The 19,092-nt window shown below is 73.0% G+C and carries 19 protein-coding genes; 8 read left to right on the plus strand and 11 right to left on the minus strand.

Annotation, left to right across the window (positions count from 1 at the left end; translation table 11 throughout):
• Window positions 1–38 precede the first annotated feature (38 nt).
• From Nocox_RS36505 to Nocox_RS36515, 3 genes are all read left to right on the plus strand, one after another.
• Window positions 39–2,024 (plus strand): DEAD/DEAH box helicase, encoded by a 1,986-nt coding sequence (locus Nocox_RS36505; protein ID WP_211212737.1) that lies wholly within the window; start codon window positions 39–41, stop codon window positions 2,022–2,024.
• Window positions 2,025–2,361: 337 nt separating this feature from the next.
• A complete protein-coding gene (locus tag Nocox_RS36510; protein ID WP_026214721.1) occupies window positions 2,362–3,252 on the plus strand; it encodes an alpha/beta fold hydrolase in 891 nt (296 codons plus the stop codon).
• Between the two features lie 13 nt (window positions 3,253–3,265).
• Window positions 3,266–4,177: an oxygenase MpaB family protein gene (locus tag Nocox_RS36515; RefSeq protein ID WP_020545003.1), complete on the plus strand. Its 912-nt coding sequence runs from the start codon at window positions 3,266–3,268 to the stop codon at window positions 4,175–4,177.
• A gap of 25 nt (window positions 4,178–4,202) precedes the next feature.
• Here Nocox_RS36515 and Nocox_RS36520 read toward each other — a convergent pair whose 3' ends face one another.
• Genes Nocox_RS36520 through Nocox_RS36530 form a run of 3 tightly spaced genes read right to left on the minus strand, consistent with a single transcriptional unit; the run spans window position 4,203 to window position 6,612 of the window.
• Window positions 4,203–5,147, minus strand: a complete 945-nt coding sequence (locus Nocox_RS36520) for a RecB family exonuclease (protein ID WP_020545004.1) — start codon at window positions 5,145–5,147, stop codon at window positions 4,203–4,205.
• A gap of 9 nt (window positions 5,148–5,156) precedes the next feature.
• On the minus strand, window positions 5,157–5,876 hold the full coding sequence (locus tag Nocox_RS36525) for an MBL fold metallo-hydrolase (RefSeq protein WP_026214722.1): 720 nt from the start codon (window positions 5,874–5,876) through the stop codon (window positions 5,157–5,159).
• 52 nt (window positions 5,877–5,928) lie between these two features.
• Window positions 5,929–6,612: a DUF6758 family protein gene (locus tag Nocox_RS36530; RefSeq protein WP_343224336.1), complete on the minus strand. Its 684-nt coding sequence runs from the start codon at window positions 6,610–6,612 to the stop codon at window positions 5,929–5,931.
• A 17-nt stretch (window positions 6,613–6,629) separates the two neighbouring features.
• Here Nocox_RS36530 and Nocox_RS36535 point away from each other — a divergent pair, with 17 nt between their 5' ends.
• Window positions 6,630–7,025, plus strand: a complete 396-nt coding sequence (locus Nocox_RS36535) for an NUDIX hydrolase (protein WP_026214724.1) — start codon at window positions 6,630–6,632, stop codon at window positions 7,023–7,025.
• On the opposite strand, the gene Nocox_RS36540 is transcribed toward Nocox_RS36535, so the two are convergent.
• Window positions 7,014–10,181, minus strand: coding sequence for a hypothetical protein (locus tag Nocox_RS36540; RefSeq protein ID WP_157383228.1), 3,168 nt, complete (start codon window positions 10,179–10,181; stop codon window positions 7,014–7,016). The genes Nocox_RS36535 and Nocox_RS36540 overlap by 12 nt on opposite strands.
• Window positions 10,182–10,441: 260 nt before the next feature.
• Window positions 10,442–11,443, minus strand: coding sequence for a CPBP family intramembrane glutamic endopeptidase (locus Nocox_RS36545; RefSeq protein ID WP_020545009.1), 1,002 nt, complete (start codon window positions 11,441–11,443; stop codon window positions 10,442–10,444).
• Window positions 11,444–11,542: 99 nt separating this feature from the next.
• On the opposite strand from Nocox_RS36545, the gene Nocox_RS36550 reads away from it, so the two are divergent.
• Together Nocox_RS36550 and Nocox_RS36555 are read left to right on the plus strand one after the other, a co-directional pair.
• Complete coding sequence (locus Nocox_RS36550) at window positions 11,543–12,271, plus strand: hypothetical protein (protein ID WP_063711661.1); 729 nt, start codon at window positions 11,543–11,545, stop codon at window positions 12,269–12,271.
• The gene (locus Nocox_RS36555; protein WP_020545011.1) at window positions 12,268–12,813 is read left to right on the plus strand and encodes a DUF6529 family protein; all 546 of its coding nucleotides are present in this window, start codon (window positions 12,268–12,270) and stop codon (window positions 12,811–12,813) included. Before Nocox_RS36550 ends, Nocox_RS36555 begins: the two co-directional genes overlap by 4 nt.
• Here the strand turns inward: Nocox_RS36555 and Nocox_RS36560 are convergent.
• Window positions 12,803–13,735 (minus strand): HpcH/HpaI aldolase/citrate lyase family protein, encoded by a 933-nt coding sequence (locus Nocox_RS36560; protein ID WP_026214726.1) that lies wholly within the window; start codon window positions 13,733–13,735, stop codon window positions 12,803–12,805. The genes Nocox_RS36555 and Nocox_RS36560 overlap by 11 nt on opposite strands.
• Window positions 13,736–13,796: 61 nt before the next feature.
• Complete coding sequence (locus tag Nocox_RS36565; protein WP_026214727.1) at window positions 13,797–14,933, minus strand: Mrp/NBP35 family ATP-binding protein; 1,137 nt, start codon at window positions 14,931–14,933, stop codon at window positions 13,797–13,799.
• Between the two features lie 160 nt (window positions 14,934–15,093).
• On the opposite strand from Nocox_RS36565, the gene Nocox_RS36570 reads away from it, so the two are divergent.
• A complete protein-coding gene (locus tag Nocox_RS36570) occupies window positions 15,094–15,570 on the plus strand; it encodes a MarR family winged helix-turn-helix transcriptional regulator (RefSeq protein ID WP_020545014.1) in 477 nt (158 codons plus the stop codon).
• On the opposite strand, the gene Nocox_RS36575 is transcribed toward Nocox_RS36570, so the two are convergent.
• Entirely contained in the window at window positions 15,542–16,036 is a 495-nt protein-coding gene (locus tag Nocox_RS36575) for a DUF1003 domain-containing protein (RefSeq protein WP_020545015.1), read from the minus strand. The genes Nocox_RS36570 and Nocox_RS36575 overlap by 29 nt on opposite strands.
• Window positions 16,033–17,235 (minus strand): magnesium transporter MgtE N-terminal domain-containing protein, encoded by a 1,203-nt coding sequence (locus tag Nocox_RS36580; RefSeq protein WP_157383229.1) that lies wholly within the window; start codon window positions 17,233–17,235, stop codon window positions 16,033–16,035. Before Nocox_RS36580 ends, Nocox_RS36575 begins: the two co-directional genes overlap by 4 nt.
• 97 nt (window positions 17,236–17,332) lie before the next feature.
• On the opposite strand from Nocox_RS36580, the gene Nocox_RS36585 reads away from it, so the two are divergent.
• Window positions 17,333–18,310, plus strand: a complete 978-nt coding sequence (locus tag Nocox_RS36585; protein WP_020545017.1) for an EamA family transporter — start codon at window positions 17,333–17,335, stop codon at window positions 18,308–18,310.
• On the opposite strand, the gene Nocox_RS36590 is transcribed toward Nocox_RS36585, so the two are convergent.
• Window positions 18,294–18,674, minus strand: coding sequence for a hypothetical protein (locus Nocox_RS36590; protein ID WP_020545018.1), 381 nt, complete (start codon window positions 18,672–18,674; stop codon window positions 18,294–18,296). The genes Nocox_RS36585 and Nocox_RS36590 overlap by 17 nt on opposite strands.
• Window positions 18,674–19,036, minus strand: a complete 363-nt coding sequence (locus tag Nocox_RS36595; protein ID WP_020545019.1) for a sec-independent translocase — start codon at window positions 19,034–19,036, stop codon at window positions 18,674–18,676. The genes Nocox_RS36590 and Nocox_RS36595 overlap by 1 nt, the downstream gene beginning before the upstream one ends.
• Window positions 19,037–19,092: the final 56 nt, after the last annotated feature.

The raw sequence follows: 19,092 nt of genomic DNA on the forward strand, positions 1-19,092 counted from the left end.
AGACCGAGGGCATCGTGTCGCCGTTCCCCATTCAGGAAATGGCGCTCCCGCTCGCGCTGAGCGGCCAGGACCTCATCGGTCAGGCACGCACCGGCACGGGCAAGACCTACGCGTTCGGCATCGCCATGCTGCAAGGCATCGGCAAGCCGCGCAAGAACCGCAAGAAGCCCCGCGGGCTGGTCGTCGTACCGACGAGAGAGCTGGCCGTCCAGGTCAGTGAGGACCTCGTGACCGCCGCGGGCAAGCTCGGCTCCCGGGTGCTGACCGTCTATGGCGGTCGGGCGTACGAGCCCCAGGTCGAAGCGCTCAAGGCGGGGGTCGACGTCGTCGTCGGCACCCCCGGCCGGCTGCTCGACCTGGTCAAGCAGAAGCACCTCGACCTGAGCCAGGTCACCTCACTCGTCCTCGACGAGGCCGACCGCATGCTCGACCTGGGCTTCCTGCCCGACGTCGAGCGCATCTTCAAGCTGGTCCCGGCAGAGCGGCAGACGATGCTGTTCTCCGCGACCATGCCGGGCGAGGTCGTCGGGCTGTCGCGCAAATACCTCAACCGCCCGACGCACATCCGCGCCGAGCACGAGAGCGGCGAGGGCGAGGCGACGCCGCAGGTGCGCCAGCTCGTGTGGCGCACCCACCGCATGGACAAGATCGAGATCGTGTCGCGGCTGCTCCAGGCCGACGGCCGCGGGCTCACCATGGTCTTCTGCGAGACCAAGCGGGCCTGCGACATGGTCGCCGAGCAGCTCGACACCCGCGGCTTCGCGGTCGCGGCCGTCCACGGCGACCTCGGCCAGGGCCAGCGCGAGCAGGCGCTGCGGGCGTTCCGCAACGGCAAGATCGACGTGCTCGTGGCCACCGACGTGGCCGCGCGCGGCATCGACATCGACGACGTCACGCACGTGGTCAACTACGACTGCCCGACGGACGACAAGACGTACGTGCACCGCATCGGCCGCACCGGCCGGGCCGGGCGCACGGGCATCGCGGTCACCTTCGTGGAGTGGGAGGAGCTGACCCGGTGGAAGATGATCAACAACATGCTCGGGCTCGACTTCGCCGAGCCTGAGGAGACCTACTCCACCTCGCCGCACGTCTACACCGAGCTCAACATCCCCGAGGGCACCAAGGGCGTCCTGCCGCACGCGAACCGCTCGCGCGCCGGGCTCTCCGCGGAGCACCTCGAGGACCTCGGCGAGACCGGCCGGGGACGCGGGCGTGGCGGCCGTCGCCGCGACGAGCGCGACCACGACCGCGACCGTGAGCGCGACCGTGAACGTCCTGCCCGGACGCAGCGCCAGCGTCGCCGCACCCGCGGCGGCAAGGAGCTGGCCGAGACCGCACCCGTCGAGACCTCGGAGGTCGAGCTCGTGGATGCCCAGGCGGAGGAGACTCCCGCGATCTTCACCCCCGACGAGGTCGGCGCCGTGAGCGCGCAGCCGAAGCGGGTCCGTACGCGGAGGGGGGCGGCCTCGACGGCGATCGAGCAGGCGCTCTCCGTCGCGCCCGAGCCCGCCCTCGCCCCCGCCGGTGCTCCGGCGGACGGGGCGGTCGCGGAGGCGCCGCCGGAGTCGTTCCCGGTGGAGGCGCCGGCGCGGGCCACCCGGTCCCGCCGCACCGCCGCCAAGGCGAGCGCACCGGTCACCACGGGCGCCGAGCAGGCGCCGCCGGTGGCCGAGCAGGCCCAGGCCGCCGCCGAGCAGGCACCAGTAGCCAAGCGAGCGCCGGTCGCCGAGCAGGCGCCGGTCGTCGAGCGGGCGCCCGTCGCCGAGCGGGCGGGGGGCGTGGCCGAGCGTCAGGAGATGCGGATGCAGGCCGAGCCTGAGCCGAGTTTCCTCGCTCCGCCGCCGCCCGCGCCGGTTCGCCAGCCGGAGCGGATCATCCCGCCGAGCCCGTTCGCGGTGATCTTCCAGTCACCGGACCTGGCCACGGACGACGACGACATCGCGCCGTCCGCCGCCAGCGAGCGCAAGCAGCAGCGACGCCAGTCCCGGGGTGGCGGCGGCAACCGCCGCCGCGCCGGCTGACGTCCCGGCATCACCGCGAAGGCGCGTCTCCCGCACGACAACCCACGTCGTACGGGAGGCGCGCCTTCCGGCATCCAGGGGCCCGGTGCCGGAGCAGGGGGCGTGGCACGGCCTCACAGTGCGTCACCCGGCCGCGACGCCCCAAGACGACCCCCAACAGCCCCGGCGCCATCCCAGCCCCTCCACGAGCCTCTGGGGCCGCGTACGGCCCTTCGGCCCGGAGCCGCGGCCGGCCCAAGTGGCAAGATCCGGCATTCGCGACATCTGTGCCGAAGTCGCACCAGCGTAACGGGCATGCCGGTGTCGAGGCGCTGACCTCTGGGTATTGTTGCCCCACGTGAGTACGCCGCGATTCCTCGACCTGCCTCCTGGCGTCACCCCACAGAAGATCGAGACGCCACAGGGCACGTTCGCGGCCCTGGAGGCCCTTCCGGTCAGTGGTGTGGTTGAGCGCTGGCCCGCGCTCCTCGTCCCCGGCCTGACCGGCAGCAAGGAGGACTTCATCGCGGTCCTGATGACGCTCGCGCAGTCCGGCCGCCGGGTGGTGGCGGTCGACCTGCGCGGCCAGTACGAGACCCCGGGCCCCGACGACCCCGCCGCGTACACCTGCGCGGCCCTCGGCGCCGACCTCGACGCGCTCGCCCAGGTGATCGGCGGCGGCGAGCCCATGCACCTGGTGGGCCACTCCTTCGGCGGCCTGGTGGCCCGGGAGGCGGTCATCGACGGGCGCACGAAGTTCGCCTCGTTCACGCTCATGGGCTCGGGCCCGGGGGCGATCGAGGGCCGGCGGGCCCGCCACGGCAGGAAGATCATGGAAGAGGTGCCGGCGCTCGGCCTGGAGCACGTGTGGCACCACAGGTTCGAGCCGGAGGCGCTGGCCGGCGACGTCCCCGACGAGGTCGTGGCCTTCCTGCGCCGGCGCCTGCTGGCCAACTCGCCGACCGGCCTGTCACGGATGGCGGAGCAGGTGCTCACCATGCGCGACCGCACCGACGAGCTGCGCCAGATCGAGGTGCCCACGCTCGTCCTGTACGGCGAGGACGACGACGGCTGGCCCCCCGAGACGCAGTCGGAGATGGCGGCCAGGCTGGGCGCCGAGTGCGTGGTGGTGCCGGGCGCCGCGCACTCCCCCGCCGTCGAGGCGCCGGAGACGACGGCGGCGGCGCTGGTCAGGTTCTGGAACGCCGCAGAAAAGCACTACTTGGACATACGGTCCAATAGCCTGTAATCATGTACTTACTATGAAGGGCATCGAAGACCTCGTCGTCCAGCCCCCGCACAGCGCGACCTGGCGCGTGCACATCGACCGCACGATGTGGGTGGGCGGCGTCCGCGGGCTCATGCTGCAGGCGCTGCACCCCCTGGCCATGCGCGGCGTCTGGCAGAACTCCTCCTTCCAGGAGGACCCGTTCGGACGGCTGCGGCGCACCGCCGACTTCGTGGGGCGGGTCACCTTCGGCAGCCCCGAGGAGGCGGCCGAGGCCGGGCGGCGGGTGCGGGCGATCCACAAGGCGCTGCGCGTCAAGGACCCCGACACCGGCCGCACGCACCGGGTGGACGATCCCGAGCTGCTGCTGTGGGTGCACTGCGCGGAGGTGTCGTCCTACCTGGAGGTGGCCAGGCGCGGCGGGCTGGGGCTGAGCGAGCGCCAGGCCGACCGCTACCTGACCGAGCAGCGCGCCGCCGCGGCCTGCGTCGGCCTCCATCCCGAGGACGTGCCGGGCACGTGCGCCGAGATGGAGGCGTACTTCAAGCGGGTGCGGCCCGTGCTCCGGGTGACCGAGGAGGCCGCCGCCACCGTGCGGTTCCTCATGTGGCCGCGGCTGCCGGAGGAACTGCGGGTGCTGTCGCCGGGCAAGCCGGCCTACTTCCCGTTCGGGGCGCTCTGCTACTACACGCTCCCCGACTGGGCCAGGCGGATGTACGGCGTGCTGCCCGAGGTGCCCCGCGCGACGGTCACGGCGGCGCTGCGGGCGTTCAGGCTGGCGATGAACTCCGTCCCCGAGCCCGTCCACGACCGGGCCTTCATGCCCGCCACCCGCGCCATGCTGCAGGCGACCAGGGAGCGCCTGGGCGCGGCCGGCTACGACGTCCGCAAGGGGCTCAAGGGCCTCACGGACCCCCGCCGCTGGCCCGGCGGGGCGGCGGCCTGACCGCCCCGGAGAGCGGCGGCGGCGCTCACTCGGCGAGGCCGTCCCAGGGGTCGCGGCCGGGGCCCACGGCCTGGCCCTCGGGACAGTGGCGGCGGAAGTCGCACCAGGAGCAGATCGGCCCCGGGCTGGGCGCGAACAGCTCGTCGATCTCCGGCGGCACCGCCGCGGGCCCCACGGACGGCCGGGCGGACGCCCCGGCGGAGGCGCGCGACGCCTGGCCGCGAGGCGCGGCGCGGCCTCTCGCGGGGGCGGCGACGGCCGCGCGGTAGCGATCGTCGGCCTCGGCCGCCTCGCTCGCCAGCTCTTCGGCCCGCCTCAGGTGACGGGCCAGGGACTCGTCGGTGTGCCGCCACTGGACGATCTCGCCGGTGGGCAGGTGGTGCAGCTCGACCTCGTGGCACGGGGTGCGCAGCATGCTGGAGGCGGCCACGGCGTAGGCGGCGAGGGCGAGCGAGCCGCGCGCGTCGTCCTGGGTGAGCGGGCGGCGGCCGGTCTTGTAGTCGACCACGACCAGCTCGTCGCCGCGCCGGTCGAGCCGGTCGATGCGGCCCGACAGGGCGATGACCTTGGTGCGCGTGGCGACCGTGCGTTCGACGCCGACCGGATCATCGGCCGGATCTAAAGTCGCGACATATCCGGACACGAGGTCGCGGGCGCGCGCCAGCCAGCGCTGCGACTGCTCGGCGTCCCTGAACCCCTCGGTGATCCACCCGTTGGTGAGCAGGACGGCCGCCGTCAGCGGCGTGCGCCGCTCGTACGGCTCCCGCCACCACCCCGCCAGCGCGTTGTGCACGCTCGCGCCGACGCTGTTGTGCGCCCACGCGGGCCCCTTGGACGGCTGGGGCCGGTCGAGATAGCTGAACCGGTAGCGGCGCCGGCAGTCGAGCCAGGCGTTCAACCGCGACGGCGTGCACGAGTAGAGCCGCCGCGGCATGTCGTCCAGCGGAAGCTGGCCCTGCACCGCGCTCACCCGGCCGGCCTACTCGTCGCCCGGGCCGAGCTTGATCCCGGAGATCCTGGTGCCGTCGGTGAGCGGGCCCTCGGACTCCTCGCCGTCGGTGGCGACCCTGGTCAGCGAGCCCGACACCCAGTCGTCGAAGTGCGGCTCCAGGTCGCCGACCGTGACCTCGTCGCCGTGGACCGGCAGCACCCGCGTCTCCGGCGGCAGCGTGAACAGCCGCCCGCCGATCGAGGTGAGCTGGTCGGCCAGCGCCGGGTATTCGCCGCCCAGCTTGCCGGGGCCGTCGGCCTGGAGCGCCTTGCCGGTGAACACGGCCCCGAGCGCCTCGCAGTAGAGCGACACGCCGCCCGGGGTGACGCCCGGCGTCTCCATGACGTCGAGCTGGACGTCGGCGACCTCGAAGATGCCGTCGTCCTCCATGTCGATGTCGGGCCAGGTCTCGGACCAGGTCTCCCGCCACAGGGGCTTGTCCTTGGGGTGGAGTGCCACGACCGCCTCGTCCCTGTTGGCCACCTCGATGGCCGCGGAGACGTGGTCGGGCAGCCCGGCGGTGCAGATGACGGCCAGCACCTCGCGCTCGCCCACCTGCTCCATGATCTTCTCGGCGTCACGGGACGGGTCGATGACGATCACCTCGTCGTCGTCGCCTATGACCCAGGTGTTGTTCTCGACCTTGTGCTCGGTGCCGTCGAGGTCGACGACGCCCTCGGTCACCACTCGCTCGATACGCGCTGTCACGCCTCCGAACTCTAGCCCGTCTCCCTGACAGCGCGAATCGCGACAGCGTGTCCTAGTCCTCGAGCCGGGGCGAGAAAGCGCCGAACGGCACGTCCAGATCGTGGTCACGGGCGTCGACCAGGGACAGCTCGGCCAGCGCGATCATGCATCCGGCGTCGGCCGGCCAGCAGATCGCCCACAGCCAGTTGCCGAGGGCCTCGCCCGCGTAGACCGCGCGGTCGTCCTCGCCGTCGACGCACCACAGCGGGGCGGGATGCCCGAGCACCTCGATCTTGGCGTTGGGCGGGCCCTCGTCGAACCCCGTGCCGGGGTCGGGGCCGTCCAGCCCCGCGAACGCCGCACCGAGCCCGATGCCCGGCTCCTCCGCGATGAGCAGCATGTCGGCCGGCCCTTCCACCAGGGACGGCCCGGTGAGCGCGACGACGCTGGCGCGGGCGCCGGTGCGCTGGTCGCCCACCTCCGCGAAACCGGTCACCACCCATCGGGCGGGCAACGGCCACGGCAGCCATACGGGCACGACGGAACTCTTGCGCATCGCGTCCAGGGCCTCGCCGGTCGGCGGCCACGGAGGCTGATACGGCAACACATCGCCGTGCGTGTCACATCGGTACGCGCTGGACCAGGCGCCCGGCCCGTGAAGCGGGCCAAAACACCGTGGGCAGGTTGGAGCCGCTCTCACATCTACCCACGGTGCTTTCTCGGGTACGGCCCCGTCAAGACCGCTCCTCGTTATCACGTCGTAATCTTGGTCATGTGCGCGTAAATTGTGTCGGCGCCGTCATTCTCGACGCCACCGGACGAATCCTGCTCGTCCAGCGGGGCCGTCCCCCGGGCAGAGGGCTCTGGTCCGTGCCCGGCGGCCGGCTGGAGCCGGACGAGGACGACGAGACGGGCCTGCGGCGCGAGGTCCTGGAGGAGACCGGCCTGCGCGTCGAGGTCGGCCCGCGGGCGGGCGTGGTGGAGCGCCCCGGCCCCGGCGGCGTCACGTACGTGATCCGCGACTACCTCGCCACCGTGACCGGCGGGACGGCGGCGGCCGGTGACGACGCCGCCGACGTCCGCTGGTGCACGCCGGCCGACCTCGCCCGGCTGCCGCTCACCGAGGGCCTGCTGGAGACGCTCACCGGCTGGGGAGTGCTACCGGCTTGAGGTGAGGCTGGAGGTCCACAGGATGAGATGGTCGGCGTCGTACGTCGTGGACCGCCCGAGCGCCACCACCTCCGACCCCGACACCGCCACGGCGGTGAGCCACTGCATCCCGGGGCCGGCCAGCCGGTCCTTGGTGAGCGCCACGCGGTTCCAGCTCAGGCCGTCCTGGGAGGTCCATGCGGCGCTGTCGCCCTCGCCCGGCACGCCGTGCCAGCCGACCGCGACCAGGCCCTCGGCCGCCGCCGCGAGGTCGTAGACCGCCGCCGCCCGCTCGGCGGGCAGCCACGAGGTCTCCCAGCTCTCGCCGTCGTCGGCGGAGACCGCGGCGAAGGCGCGGCGGGAGCCGCCGGTGATCGCGGTGCCCATCGCCACCAGCCTGCCCTGGTGCTCGACGATCCTGCGCAGCCCGGCGGAGGTGGCGTCCGGCGGCGCCACGCGGGGGCGGGCGCTCCAGTTGAGCCCGTCCTCCGACCACCAGACGAGGGTGCTCTCCCGGCCGGCAGGGCCGGAGCCGCCCACCGCCACGAACCCGTCCGCCGTCGCCGCCACGTCATGGACGCGCGCGCCCGAGCCGCCCTGCGGCAGCTTGTCCGACCTGGTGAACGTGCGCAGGTCGGAGGTGAACCACAGGGCCGCGCCCGCCGTGTTCGCCTGGACGGTGTCCTGACCGGCCAGCACGTAGCCCTTCTTGCCCGCGGCGACGACCTGCGGCTCCAGGCCGACGTGGTCGGGCCGCCTGGCCAGGTCGCCCGAGGCGTTCACCCGCTTCCAGGTCTCGCCGTCGGACGAGGTCACGAGCAGCGGGTCGGTGACGCCGACGTTGGTCTCGGTGCCGCCGACCGCGAGCCAGCCGCGCGAACCGTGGGCCACGTCGTCCAGCCGCTGGAGGCCGGAGCCGCCGAGGCTCATGGACTTCCAGCTCTGCCAGTTCCTGATCGTCCACAGGCCGGCGTCGCCCGAGGCCGAGCCGACGGCCACGTACCGGCCGCCGAAGCTGGTCAGGGCGCTGGTCTCGCGGGCCATGCGGGTCAGGCCCGCCACGTCGCCGAGCGGCACGCGGGCGGCCTGCCCGCGCGGCGGCGCGGACATCAGCACGAGCTGGTTGTCCACGTCGGAGGCCGCCTGGTCGCCGCCCGCGAACAGGGTGCCGCCGTCGGCGATGGTGAAGCCGCGCAGCGTGGCGTTGCGCAGGTTGCCGAGGTCGGCCCGCTTGGTCCAGCCGCGGCCGTCGGACGTGGTCAGCACGGCGTACCTGCCGAGGCCGGCCTGCGCGACGGCCGCCACGCCCGTCGCGTACGAGACCAGCGACTCCACGCCGACGCTCTCGCCGCCGAGGCCCGCGATCGAGCCGCACTGCGCCCAGTCGTCGCCGCGCGGGGAGCAGTAGACCCGTACGTCGCCCGTGATCGTGCGCTGGCGCGTCGGCACCAGCACGAACCGCTTGGGCAGCACCGCCAGCGTTCCCGCGCGCGGCATGGCCTCCGGCAGGAGGAAGTCCGTGGCCTGCCAGGTGCGACCGCCGTCGGCCGACCGGACGACCCGCGAACCCTCGCCCTCCGCGGGTCGTCCGATGGCCACGACGGTGCCGCCCTTGGCGACCACCGCGTTGATCTCGCGGACCTGCAGGCCCGTGACCTCGGCCCGCTCCCAGGCGCGGCCGTCCGCCGACCACCAGGCCGCCGGGCCTGGCGCGCCGTCGTCGCCGGTGACGGTGCCGACCGCGACGAAGCCCGAGGACGTGCGGGCGATGTCGGCGATCCGGTCGCCGGCGCGGAACGCGGTCAGGGCGGAGGCGGGCACGGCGTCCCAGACGAAGCCGTCGGCGCTGGTCCACAGGCCGCGCTCGCCGGTGCCCGCGTCCTCGCCGCTGGCCAGCCAGCGCCCGCCGCCGCCGACGACGCGCTGGACGGTGGGGGCGGAGGCGCCGTTGACCTGGCCGAGCTGCCAGGTCTTGCCACCGTCCGGGGAGAACAGGAACAGCGGGCGCGGGGTGGGGCCGGTGGTGTCGCTGCCGACGGCGACGACCGCGCGGCCGGCCGAGGCCATGTCGTTGAGCTTCTGGTTGACGCCCTCGCCAGCGGCGGGGACGGTGAACAGGTCGTCGCCCGAGCGGCCGGTCCCGGTGGCCAGGCTCAGGCCCTGGGGCTCCTCGCCGGCCCACTGCCAGACGAGCACCCCGGTCGCCACCAGGAGGGCGGCGGCGACGGTGAGGACGACGGGGGTGGCGCGGCTGCCCCGGCGCACCGGGCTGGACCTGCGGACGGCGGCGGGGGCCGGGCCTCTGTGGTGGCGTCCGCTCGCCCCTTGCGGGCGTGCCGGGCCGCTGGCCACGAGCAGGTCGGGCCTGGTCGGCCGGCCTGCCGGGGGGCGGCCGACGCGCCGCACCTCGGGCTCGCCGTCCCCGGGCTGCTCCGCCGGGGCTCCCGCTGCGTCGGCGGGAAACACCAGCCGGTACGGGGCCGTCCGCGGGTCCCGGCGCGGCATCCCCTCCCCCGCGGCCTCGCGCGGCCCGGAGCCGGCCTCCTGGCCCTCCTGCGCCTTCCTGTGCCGCGGCTCCTCCCGAGGCCCCTGTACGGCCTCCTGAGCGCCCTCCTGCCCCCTCGGCGGCTCGGCTCCCGACGGCTGCCCTGCTGCGGACGCGGGCGTCCAGGAGTCGGGCGGCGGGGACGCGGGCGCCGCCGGGTGGTCGGCGGGCGGGGTCTCCACGGCCTGGCCGGCGGCCGGCGGGCCCTGGAGGGTCGGTGGGTCTTGAGGAGTGGGCGGGCCCTGAGGAGTCCGCGGATCTTGGGAGATCGGCGGGTCCTGTGGTGGGGGCGGGGGTTTTCTGGGGGGGCCGGTGGCGACGAGCTTGTCCGGCCGGTCGACCACGCGGCGCGGCCGGCGGCGGGGCTCGGTCTCGGGCTCGGCCGTCGGCGAGCTGTAGGGCCGGCGCCCCTTGGGCGGCTCCTGCGGCGCCTCGCCGGGGACGGGCGCCGCGAAGGGCGGCAGGCCCCACGGGGACGTCAGGGGTAAGCCCCTGGCCCGGTCGTCGGTGGGTCCGGGCGGGGAATGGCTGATCCTCGGCTCCGGGGTGGATGGCGGCTCGGACGCGCCCTCGGGGCGGGGGTCGTCGTCACCGGGCGGTCGCCGTGGCGGTTCGCTGGGGCCGGAGGCCACGCGCCGTACCTCCTAGTCGAACTAGTCGTACGGGAACGGTCACCATCCGGGACCGTTCCAGGAAGGATGTCCGTCCTTTTGCGCTTATTTCGAGCTTCTCTGTCTCACCCGACGAAGTATCACACGCGCCAACCCCTACCCCGCCGGGCCGAAACGATCACCTCCGGAAGGCCCTCGCCGTCTCACAGGATCCAGAGCAGCATGAATAAGAGGGAATGGCGAGACCTCTCTAGCGAGATTCCCCCAACCGATAGCCCGATTTATTGTGAAATCGTGGCGATTGACCGCTTTTTGGCCAGGTACAAAACCCCGACCGAGAACACCAGGAACTGCACCGCCGTCCCCGTCAGCGCCTGCCACGGCACCGCCACCGCCGCCTGGTTCAGCGACTCCTGCAACTGCCCCGCCGCCGCGCTCAGCCCGAACGCCACCAGGTTGTTGAGCACGTGCAGCGCGACCGCCGCCTCCAGCCCCCCGGTACGCACCGACAGCCAGCCCATCACCACGCCGAAGGCGAACACGTCGGCCAGCCCCGTCCACGAGTAGCCGTGCAGCGAGGCGAACAGCGCCGCCCCGATGACGATGCCGGGCACGGGATTGCGCACGTGCGCCCCGACCGCCTGGAGGAACCAGCCGCGGAAGACGTACTCCTCGGCGGCGGCCTGGAACGGCACCAGCACGAGGATCACCACGAACACCGGCAGGAACGCCTCCCAGCCCACCCAGCCGCCCATGCCGGCCTCCGCGCCCGACAGCGTCAGCGCCAGCCACTGCGCGGCCTGCCCGAGCACCATCGCCAGCACCGCCAGCCCCGCGCACCTGGCCATCCAGCCCCAGCGCAGCCGTCCGGCCACGGACGACAGCGTCCCCGGCCTGCGCCGCTGCACCAGCGCCGTCACGCCCACCACGAGGAGCAGCACGGGCGCGATCGACATCAGCGTCGTCCCCAGCCCGAACGGGGTGCCCGTCGGCAGCCCGGTGTTCACGTCCACCGGCGAGGGCAGGCCGAACACGGCGGCGAACAGCATGGCCGCGGTGATCACGATGAACCCGATGAGGAAGAACCCGAGCGCGATCACCAGCGTGCCGACGATCGAGCGCCATGCCCTGGTGGCCTCGTTCCGCGCCAGGTGGTCGAAGCGGGCGCCGTGGGGCATCGGCAGGAACCAGGATCTCTGCGGCGGCACCGGCGGATAGGGATATTGCGGCTGCGGGTACGCGGCCCCGTACGGGTGGCGCGGCGGACCAGGGTTCTCCTGCATTCCTTCATTCTGTCCATCTGATGCGCAATAGTTCACAGACGGATCGCGCTTTTGGGCGGATGCTCTCAGACGTAGGCACTTCAACCCTGGGAGCAGTCCATGTCAAGGCTGGGACCTGTCATCACCCTCGCAGCGGGAGCCGTGCTCGCCGCGGGGCTCGGTGTCGCCAGCGTCAACGCGACACCTGCGGCGAACGTCGCCGCCCCCACCGTGGAGAACACCGTCCCCGACGAGGAGCGGACGGCGGAGGAGCCGGCGGAGGAGCCCGCCGAGGAGCCCGCCGAGGAGCCGGCGCAGCCCGCTCCCACCCCCGAGCGGACGGAGGCCAAGAAGATCGCCAAGGCCGACTACGGCGGCCGCGTCACCGGCAACGGCGGCCTCATCGCCATCTCGATCAGGAACGGCAAGGCCGTGGGCTACTTCTGCGACGGCCGCGCCGAGGCCTGGTTCAAGGGCACCCAGTCCGGCGACTCGGTCAGCCTCACGGGGGTCAAGAACGGCAAGGTGACCGCCGACCTGGGCGCCGGCAGGGCCACCGGCCAGTTGTCGCTCGGCGGCAGGAAGTGGAGCTTCGTCGCCCCGGCCGTGCGCAAGCCGTCGGGCCTGTACCGGGCCACCGCCCTCGTGCGCGGCGCCCAGTACCGCGCCGGCTGGATCCGGATCAAGAACCCGGACGGCAGCTACACCTCGGTCGGCGCCGCCACCTCGAACGACAGCCCGGTGCCCGTGCCCGCCCTGAATCCCGACCAGCCGACCGCGCCGCTGACGGTCGACGGCACCACGGTCCAACCCAAGGACGTCGACGGCTTCATCGAGGAGATGTCATGACCGCCATCCACCGGACGCCCTCGCGCGGCCTGGCCTCGTTGCTGGTGCCGCTGCTGATCGGCGGGCTCGTCGTGCTCGCGCTCGGCGTGTACGGCCGCGCGCACACCCCCACCGGCCACGCCGTCGGCGTGGCGGGCTTCTCCGGCGCCCTGCCGATGAAGGCGTGGCTGACCACGGGCGCGTTCGTGCTGGCGTTCGTGCAGGTCGTCTCGGCCCTGTCGATGTGGGGCAGGCTCGGGATCGCGATCCCGCCCGCCGTGCACCGCTGGTCGGGGCGGCTGGCGTTCCTGCTGACGATCCCGGTCGCCTTCCACTGCCTGTACGCGCTCGGCCTGCAGTACGACGTGCCCAGGGTGCTCGCGCACTCCCTGCTCGGCTGCTTCTTCTACGGGGTGTTCACCGCGAAGATGCTGGCCCTGCCCAAACGGGACACGCCGGACTGGACGCTGCCGGTGCTCGGCGGGCTGGCGTTCACCGCGCTGGTGGGGCTCTGGCTGACCTCGTCGTTCTGGTTCTTCACCGCGGTGGGCGTCAAGGTGTGAACGTCCTGGTCCTGCTCAGCCCGGCCGCCCGCCCCTTGGCGGCCACGACGAGCGCCATCTTGCGCGAGGCCTCGTCGATCATCTCGTCGCCCAGCATGACCGCGCCGCGCTTCTCCACGGTGGTGTAGTACTCGTACGCCTCCAGGATGAGCTCGGCGTGGTCGTAGTCCTCCTGCTCCGGCGAGAACACCTCGTTGGCCGCGTCCACCTGGGAGGGGTGCAGCACCCACTTGCCGTCGAAGCCCAGCGCCGCCGAGCGCCGCGCGACCCGGCGGAAGCCGTCGACGTCCCTGATCTGGAGGTAGGGGCCGTCGATGACCTGGAGGTCGTGGCTGCGGGCCGCCATGAGCAGGCGCATGAGGATGTAGTGGTAGGCGTCGCCCTCGGTGTAGCCGGGCGGCTGCTCGCCGACGACGAGCGTGCGCATGTTGATCGAGGCCATGAAGTCGGCGGGCCCGAACACGAGCGTCTCCAGCCGCCGGGAGGAGCCGGCGATCATGTCGACGTTGACCAGGCCGCGGGCGTTCTCGATCTGCGCCTCGATGCCGATGCGGCCGGGCTCGTGGCCCATGGCCTTCTCGATCTGCGTGAGCAGCGTGTCGAGCCAGACCACCTCGGTCGGGTCCTGGACCTTGGGCAGCATCACGCAGTCGAGGAACTCGCCGGCGCCCTCCACGACCTCGATGACGTCGCGGTACGTCCACTGCGTGGCGAGGTCGTTGACCCGCACCACGCGCGTCTTCCCCGACCAGTCGCCCTCGCGCAGCGCGGCGACGACGTTGCGCCGCGCGTCCTCCTTGGCGGCCGGCGCGACGGAGTCCTCGAGGTCGAGGAAGACCTCGTCGACGGGCAGGGTCTGGGCCTTCTCCAGGAAGCGCGGGCTGCTCCCCGGCACCGCGAGTACGGAACGACGTGAACGCATGCGCACACGCTACTGGTGGGCCCGCCACCCCTCGGCGGCGGACCCACCCGTGCGCATCGGCTCAGCGGCGGGGGGCCAGGCCGAGCTGGAGGCCCTTCAGGCTGGAGGAACGCTTGCTGAGGGCGCCCGCGATCGAGCGCAGCTCGGCCGCGGCGGGCGAGTCGGGGTCGGTGATGACCAGCGGCTTGCCCTCGTCGCCGCCCTCGCGCAGCCGCATGTCGATCGGGACCTGCCCGAGCAGCGGCACCCGCGCGCCGAGGATGCGGGTCAGCGCGTCGGCGACGGTCTGGCCGCCGCCCTCGCCGAACACGGAGATGCGCTCGTCGCAGTGGGGGCAGGGCAGCCAGGACATGTTCTCGATGACGCCGGCGATCTGCTGGTGGGTCTGCGCGGCGATGGAGCCGGCGCGCTCGGCCACCTCCGCCGCGGCCATCTGCGGCGTGGTCACGACCAGGATCTCGGCGCCGGGGAGCCGCTGCGCCACGGAGATGGCGATGTCGCCGGTGCCGGGCGGCAGGTCGAGCAGCAGGACGTCGAGGTCGCCCCAGTAGACGTCGGCGAGGAACTGGTGGAGCGCCCGGTCGAGCATCGGCCCGCGCCAGACGACCGGCGTGTTGCCCTCGGGCTTGAACATGCCGACCGAGATGACCTTGATGTCGTGGGCCACCGGCGGCATGATCATGTCTTCGACCTTGGTGGGCTTCTCGGCCGCGCCCAGCATGCGCGGGATGCTGTGGCCGTAGATGTCGGCGTCGACGATGCCCACCTTGAGGCCGCTCGCGGCCATGGCGGCGGCCAGGTTGACGGTCACCGACGACTTGCCGACGCCGCCCTTGCCGCTCGCCACCGCGAACACGCGGGTCAGCGAGCCCGGCTGGTTGAAGGGGATCTCCTTCTCCGGCCCGCGGTTGCCGCGGAGCTTGGTCTGGAGCTCCTTGCGCTGCTCGGCGCTCATCACGTCCAGCTCGATCTGGACGCCGGTCACGCCTTCGACCTTGGAGACGGCGGTGGTGACGTCGCGGGTGATGGTGTCCCGCATCGGGCAGCCGGCCACGGTGAGGTAGACGCCCACGCGCACCGCACCGCCGGGAGCGATATCGATGCTCTTGACCATGCCGAGGTCCGTGATCGGACGGCGGATCTCGGGGTCGATGACGGTGGAAAGAGCCGCCGTCACCAGTTCCTGGGTAGGTGCCATCGAAGTCTCGGCACGAGGGAGTGCCGTCCCTCCTTTGTCGGTATATGTGTGACAGGCGCTGGACGCCAGCGAGGATGCCCCTCCATGGTATGAACTGGCGGCCTCGCTGAGTTAATCCGTGCTGTTAGATGTCTGTGCAACAACGTCCTAAGGTTACTCCGTGACTCTTCTGCGCGACGAGGGCCTCACCGCCGAGGAGCTGGTGGTCTGGCGGATGTTGCAGCGCGCCCAGGTGCGCATCACCCGCCGGCTGGAGTCCGAGCTGCTCGTCGCCCACGATCTGCCGCTGGCGTCGTACGACGTGCTCATGCAGCTCGCCGAGGCGGACGGGCGGCGGCTGCGGATGAACGACCTGGCCGACCGGGTGCTGCTGTCGCGCAGCGGCCTGACCCGCCTCATCGACCGGCTGCAGCGTGACGGCCTGGTGACCCGCGAGGCGTGCGCCGACGACGCCCGCGGCCTGTTCGCGGTGCTGACCGACGCCGGCGCCGGCCGGCTGGCCGAGGCCACGCCCACCTACCTGCGCGGCATCAGGACGCAGTTCCTCGACATGCTGGGCAGCGGCGAGATCGGGCAGATCAGGGCCATGCTCGGCCGGCTCGACGGCGCTAGCGCGGCTGGCGGCGGCGCTCCCTGACCTCGGGCTCCTGGAGCTCCTCCAGCAGCCGGCCCAGCTCGGCGCGCAGGTAGTCGCGGGTGGCCACCTCGTTGACCGCCAGGCGCAGCCCGGCGATCTCGCGCGTCAGATACTCGATCTCGGCCTGGTTGCGGTCGGCGGCCTCGCGGTCCTGCTCGTACTGGATGCGGTCGCGGTCGCCCTGGCGGTTCTGCGCCAGCAGGATGAGCGGCGCGGCGTAGCTGGCCTGCAGCGACAGCATGAGCGTCAGGAAGATGAACGGGTAGGGGTCGAACTTCAGCGAGGGCGGCGCGGCGACGTTCCAGGTCACCCAGACCGTGACGAACACCGTCATGTAGACGATGAACCTGCCGGTGCCGAGGAAGCGCGCGATCTGCTCGGACAGCCGGCCGAACGCCTCCGGGTCGTAGTGCGGGCGCAGCGTGCGGCGCAGCTCGCGCGGCTGGTCGAGTCGTTCGGTGGTCACGTGTCGTCCCTCTCGCGCCAGTCCTCGGGCAGCAGGTGGTCCAGGACGTCGTCGACGGTCACGGCGCCGACGAGCCGGCCCAGCTCGTCCACGACGGGCGCCGCGACGAGGTTGTAGTTCGCGAGGTAGGAGGTGACCTCGATCAGCGTGAAGTCCGGCCTGATGGGGTCGATCGACGGGTCCAGCGCCGCGCCGAGCAGCGTGGAGGGCGGCTCGCGCAGCAGGCGCTGGAAGTGCGCCACCCCCAGGAAGATGCCGGTGGGGGTCTCGGTCGGCGGCCTCGACACGAACACCTGGGCCGCGACGGCGGGCGAGAGGTCCTGCTGGCGGATGTGCGCCAGCGCCTCGGCCACCGTGGACGAGGGCGGCAGGATGACCGGCTCGCTGGTCATGACGCCGCCCGCGCTGTCCTCCGGATAGGTGAGCAGCCGCCGCACCGGCGCCGCCTCCCCCGGCTCCATCAGCGCCAGCAGCTCGGTCGCCTGCTCGTCGGGCAGCTCGTGCAGGAGGTCGGCGGCGTCGTCGGGGCCCATCTCCTCCAGGACGCGGGCCGACCGCTCGGGCCCCAGCCTGCCGAGGATGCCGACCTGGTCGTCCGGCGGCAGCTCCTCCAGCACGTCGGCGAGGCGCTCGTCGTCGAGCGCGCGGGCGATCTCGACGCGCCGCTTGGGCGGCAGGTGGTGCAGGGCGCTCGCCACGTCGGCGGCCCGCATGGACGCGAACGCCTCGATCAGCCCGGCCGCGCCCTGGTCCTGCTGGACGGTGTCGAAGCCGGTGACCTCGCTCCAGTCGACCACGCGGGGGTCGCGCCGCCTGCGCCGGTAGACGGCGACCTTGGTGATCTCCCAGATGGACGGCTTGACCTCCTCCATGGCGACGTCGTAGACGGTGACCTGCTCGCCGCCGACGCGTACGGACAGGTCGAGCAGCTGGCCGACGACCAGCGTCTCGGTCGCGCGCTGCTCGAACCTGCGCATGTTGAGCCGGCCGCTGAAGACGACGGCCCCGGCCTCGATGCGGCGGACGCGGGTGATGGGCAGGAAGACGCGGCGGCGCGGCTGCACCTCCACGACGAGCCCGTGGATGGTGGGGCGGTGGCCGGCGCGCAGGCCCGCCACCAGGTCGCGGACGCGGCCGATCTGGTCGCCCGCCGGGTCGAAGACCGGGGTCCCAGGGAGCCGTGCCACGAAGATCCTCACGTGGCCAGGCTAACAGCGCCGTCCCATTGCGCCAGGTGAGGGCGACATGTCAGGATCAAACCTGCTTGACGGTGATTACGATCAGGATGGTGGTGCGATGAGATACGCGGGGCTGGCGCTCGCCTTCGTGTCCTCGTGTTGTTTCGCGTTCTCCGGGCCCATGGCCAAATATCTGATCGCGGCCGGACTGGCCCCGATCGAGGCGGTCTGGACGCGGATGGCGGGCGCGGGGCTGCTGCTCATCGCCGTGCTGGCCATCGTACGGCCCCGGGCACTGCGCATCCCCCGCTCCCGGATGCCGTTCTTCGCCCTGTACGCGATCATGGCGGTGGCCGGGGTCCAGTCGCTCTACTTCGTGGCCATCACGCGGCTGCCGGTGGGCATCGCGCTGCTGCTGGAGTTCATGGCCCCGGTGATGGTCGTGGCGTGGGTGCGGCTGGTCCGCCGGGTCCGGCTGGCGCCCGCCGCCTACGTCGGCGCCGTCGCGGCCGTCCTCGGGCTCGCCGTCGTGGTCGAGGCGTGGCAGGGCATGCGGCTGGACGCGCTCGGCCTGCTGCTCGGGCTGGCGGCCGGCGCCTGCTGCGCGGGCTACTTCATCATGAGCGACAGCTTCGGCGACGACGTGGACCCGCTCGGGCTCATCGCCTGGGGCATGGCGGGCGCGGCCGTCGTGCTCGTGCCCTTCTCCCGGCCCTGGGACATCCCTTGGAGCGCCTTCACCCTCACCACCACGCCGGCCGGCGGCGGGGTGAGCCTGCCGGTGTTGGGGGCGTACGGGTGGATGGTGCTGGTCGCGACCGTGGTGGCGTACATCCTGGGGGTCAACGCGGTGCGGCGGCTGTCGGCCGCGGTCGGGGCCACGGTCGCGTCGCTGGAGGTCATCGGCGGCGCCATGGTGGCCTGGGGGCTGGTCGGCGAGACCCTCGGCGTGTTCCAGATCACCGGCGGGCTGCTCGTGCTGGCCGGCGCGCTGCTCGCGCAGACCGCGACCGCGTCCGCGACGCCGGCGCGGGACCCCGGCGAGTCCGGGGAGCCGGGGCTGGTGGCGCTGGACGGGGTCAGCTCCCGGGGCTGAGCCGGACGACGACGCAGTCCCGCGCCCACCGCTCGGCGAGGTGCTCGGCGTCGCGGGCGTTGAGCCGCTCCTTGGCGAGCGCGGCCACCGCCTCGGGGGCCCGCTCCTGGTCGACGACCGACACCGCGGCGTCGAACTCCACCAGCCGGGCGCCGTTGTCCTTGCTGCGCAGCGTCACGCGGACCCGGTCGAGCGCGTCGAGCCCAGGGAGGCTCTGCTCCTCGCCGCCCGTCACGAGGTAGATCGCGCCGTCGTGCCAGGTGTGCCAGGCCAGCCGCGGGCCGCCGGCCAGGCCGAGCCAGAGGACGCCCGACTTCTTCGCGCCCTCCTCGACGGCGGGCGCCAGGCCGGGCTCCAGAGGCATCAGGTGGCCTCGGAGTCGTACGGCGGGATCTCGCCGTAGCCCAGCTCGTCGACGACCGGCTCCGTCGCGTAGGTGGACGCGACGGACTCCAGCTCCTTCGGCTTGTCGTTCCAGTTGTCCTCGATGTCGTCGAGGAGATGCTTGCGGACGAACGTGCGCGGGTTGAGGTCGGCCGGGTCGAAGTTCTGGAACTCCGGACCCAGCCCGGCCCGCAGGTCGTCACGCGCGTTGTTGGCCATGCGGCGCAGGTTGCGCAGCGTCCGCCCGGCCTGCGCGGCGGCCTGGGGCAGCTTGTCGGGGCCGAAGACCAGCAGCGCGAGGACGACCAGCGCCGCTATCTCCCCCCACCCGAGTCCGAACACCGTGAGCTCCTACCGCAGTCAACGCCTCCGAGGACAACCCCGGCCTATCCACAGAC

Origin of the sequence: Nonomuraea coxensis DSM 45129 (assembly GCF_019397265.1) — a bacterium.
Classification (GTDB): Bacteria; Actinomycetota; Actinomycetes; order Streptosporangiales; family Streptosporangiaceae; genus Nonomuraea; species Nonomuraea coxensis.

Excerpts from the sequence above, each read along its gene's own strand:
- Nocox_RS36560 (WP_026214726.1), bottom strand. The coding sequence starts at position 13,735 with ATGCGTTCACGTCGTTCCGTACTCGCGGTGCCGGGGAGCAGCCCGCGC.
- Nocox_RS36555 (WP_020545011.1), top strand. The coding sequence starts at position 12,268 with ATGACCGCCATCCACCGGACGCCCTCGCGCGGCCTGGCCTCGTTGCTG.
- Nocox_RS36565 (WP_026214727.1), bottom strand. The coding sequence starts at position 14,933 with ATGGCACCTACCCAGGAACTGGTGACGGCGGCTCTTTCCACCGTCATC.
- Nocox_RS36585 (WP_020545017.1), top strand. The coding sequence starts at position 17,333 with ATGAGATACGCGGGGCTGGCGCTCGCCTTCGTGTCCTCGTGTTGTTTC.
- Nocox_RS36550 (WP_063711661.1), top strand. The coding sequence starts at position 11,543 with ATGTCAAGGCTGGGACCTGTCATCACCCTCGCAGCGGGAGCCGTGCTC.
- Nocox_RS36590 (WP_020545018.1), bottom strand. The coding sequence starts at position 18,674 with ATGCCTCTGGAGCCCGGCCTGGCGCCCGCCGTCGAGGAGGGCGCGAAG.
- Nocox_RS36545 (WP_020545009.1), bottom strand. The coding sequence starts at position 11,443 with ATGCAGGAGAACCCTGGTCCGCCGCGCCACCCGTACGGGGCCGCGTAC.
- Nocox_RS36505 (WP_211212737.1), top strand. The coding sequence starts at position 39 with ATGGCGCTCCCGCTCGCGCTGAGCGGCCAGGACCTCATCGGTCAGGCA.
- Nocox_RS36515 (WP_020545003.1), top strand. The coding sequence starts at position 3,266 with ATGAAGGGCATCGAAGACCTCGTCGTCCAGCCCCCGCACAGCGCGACC.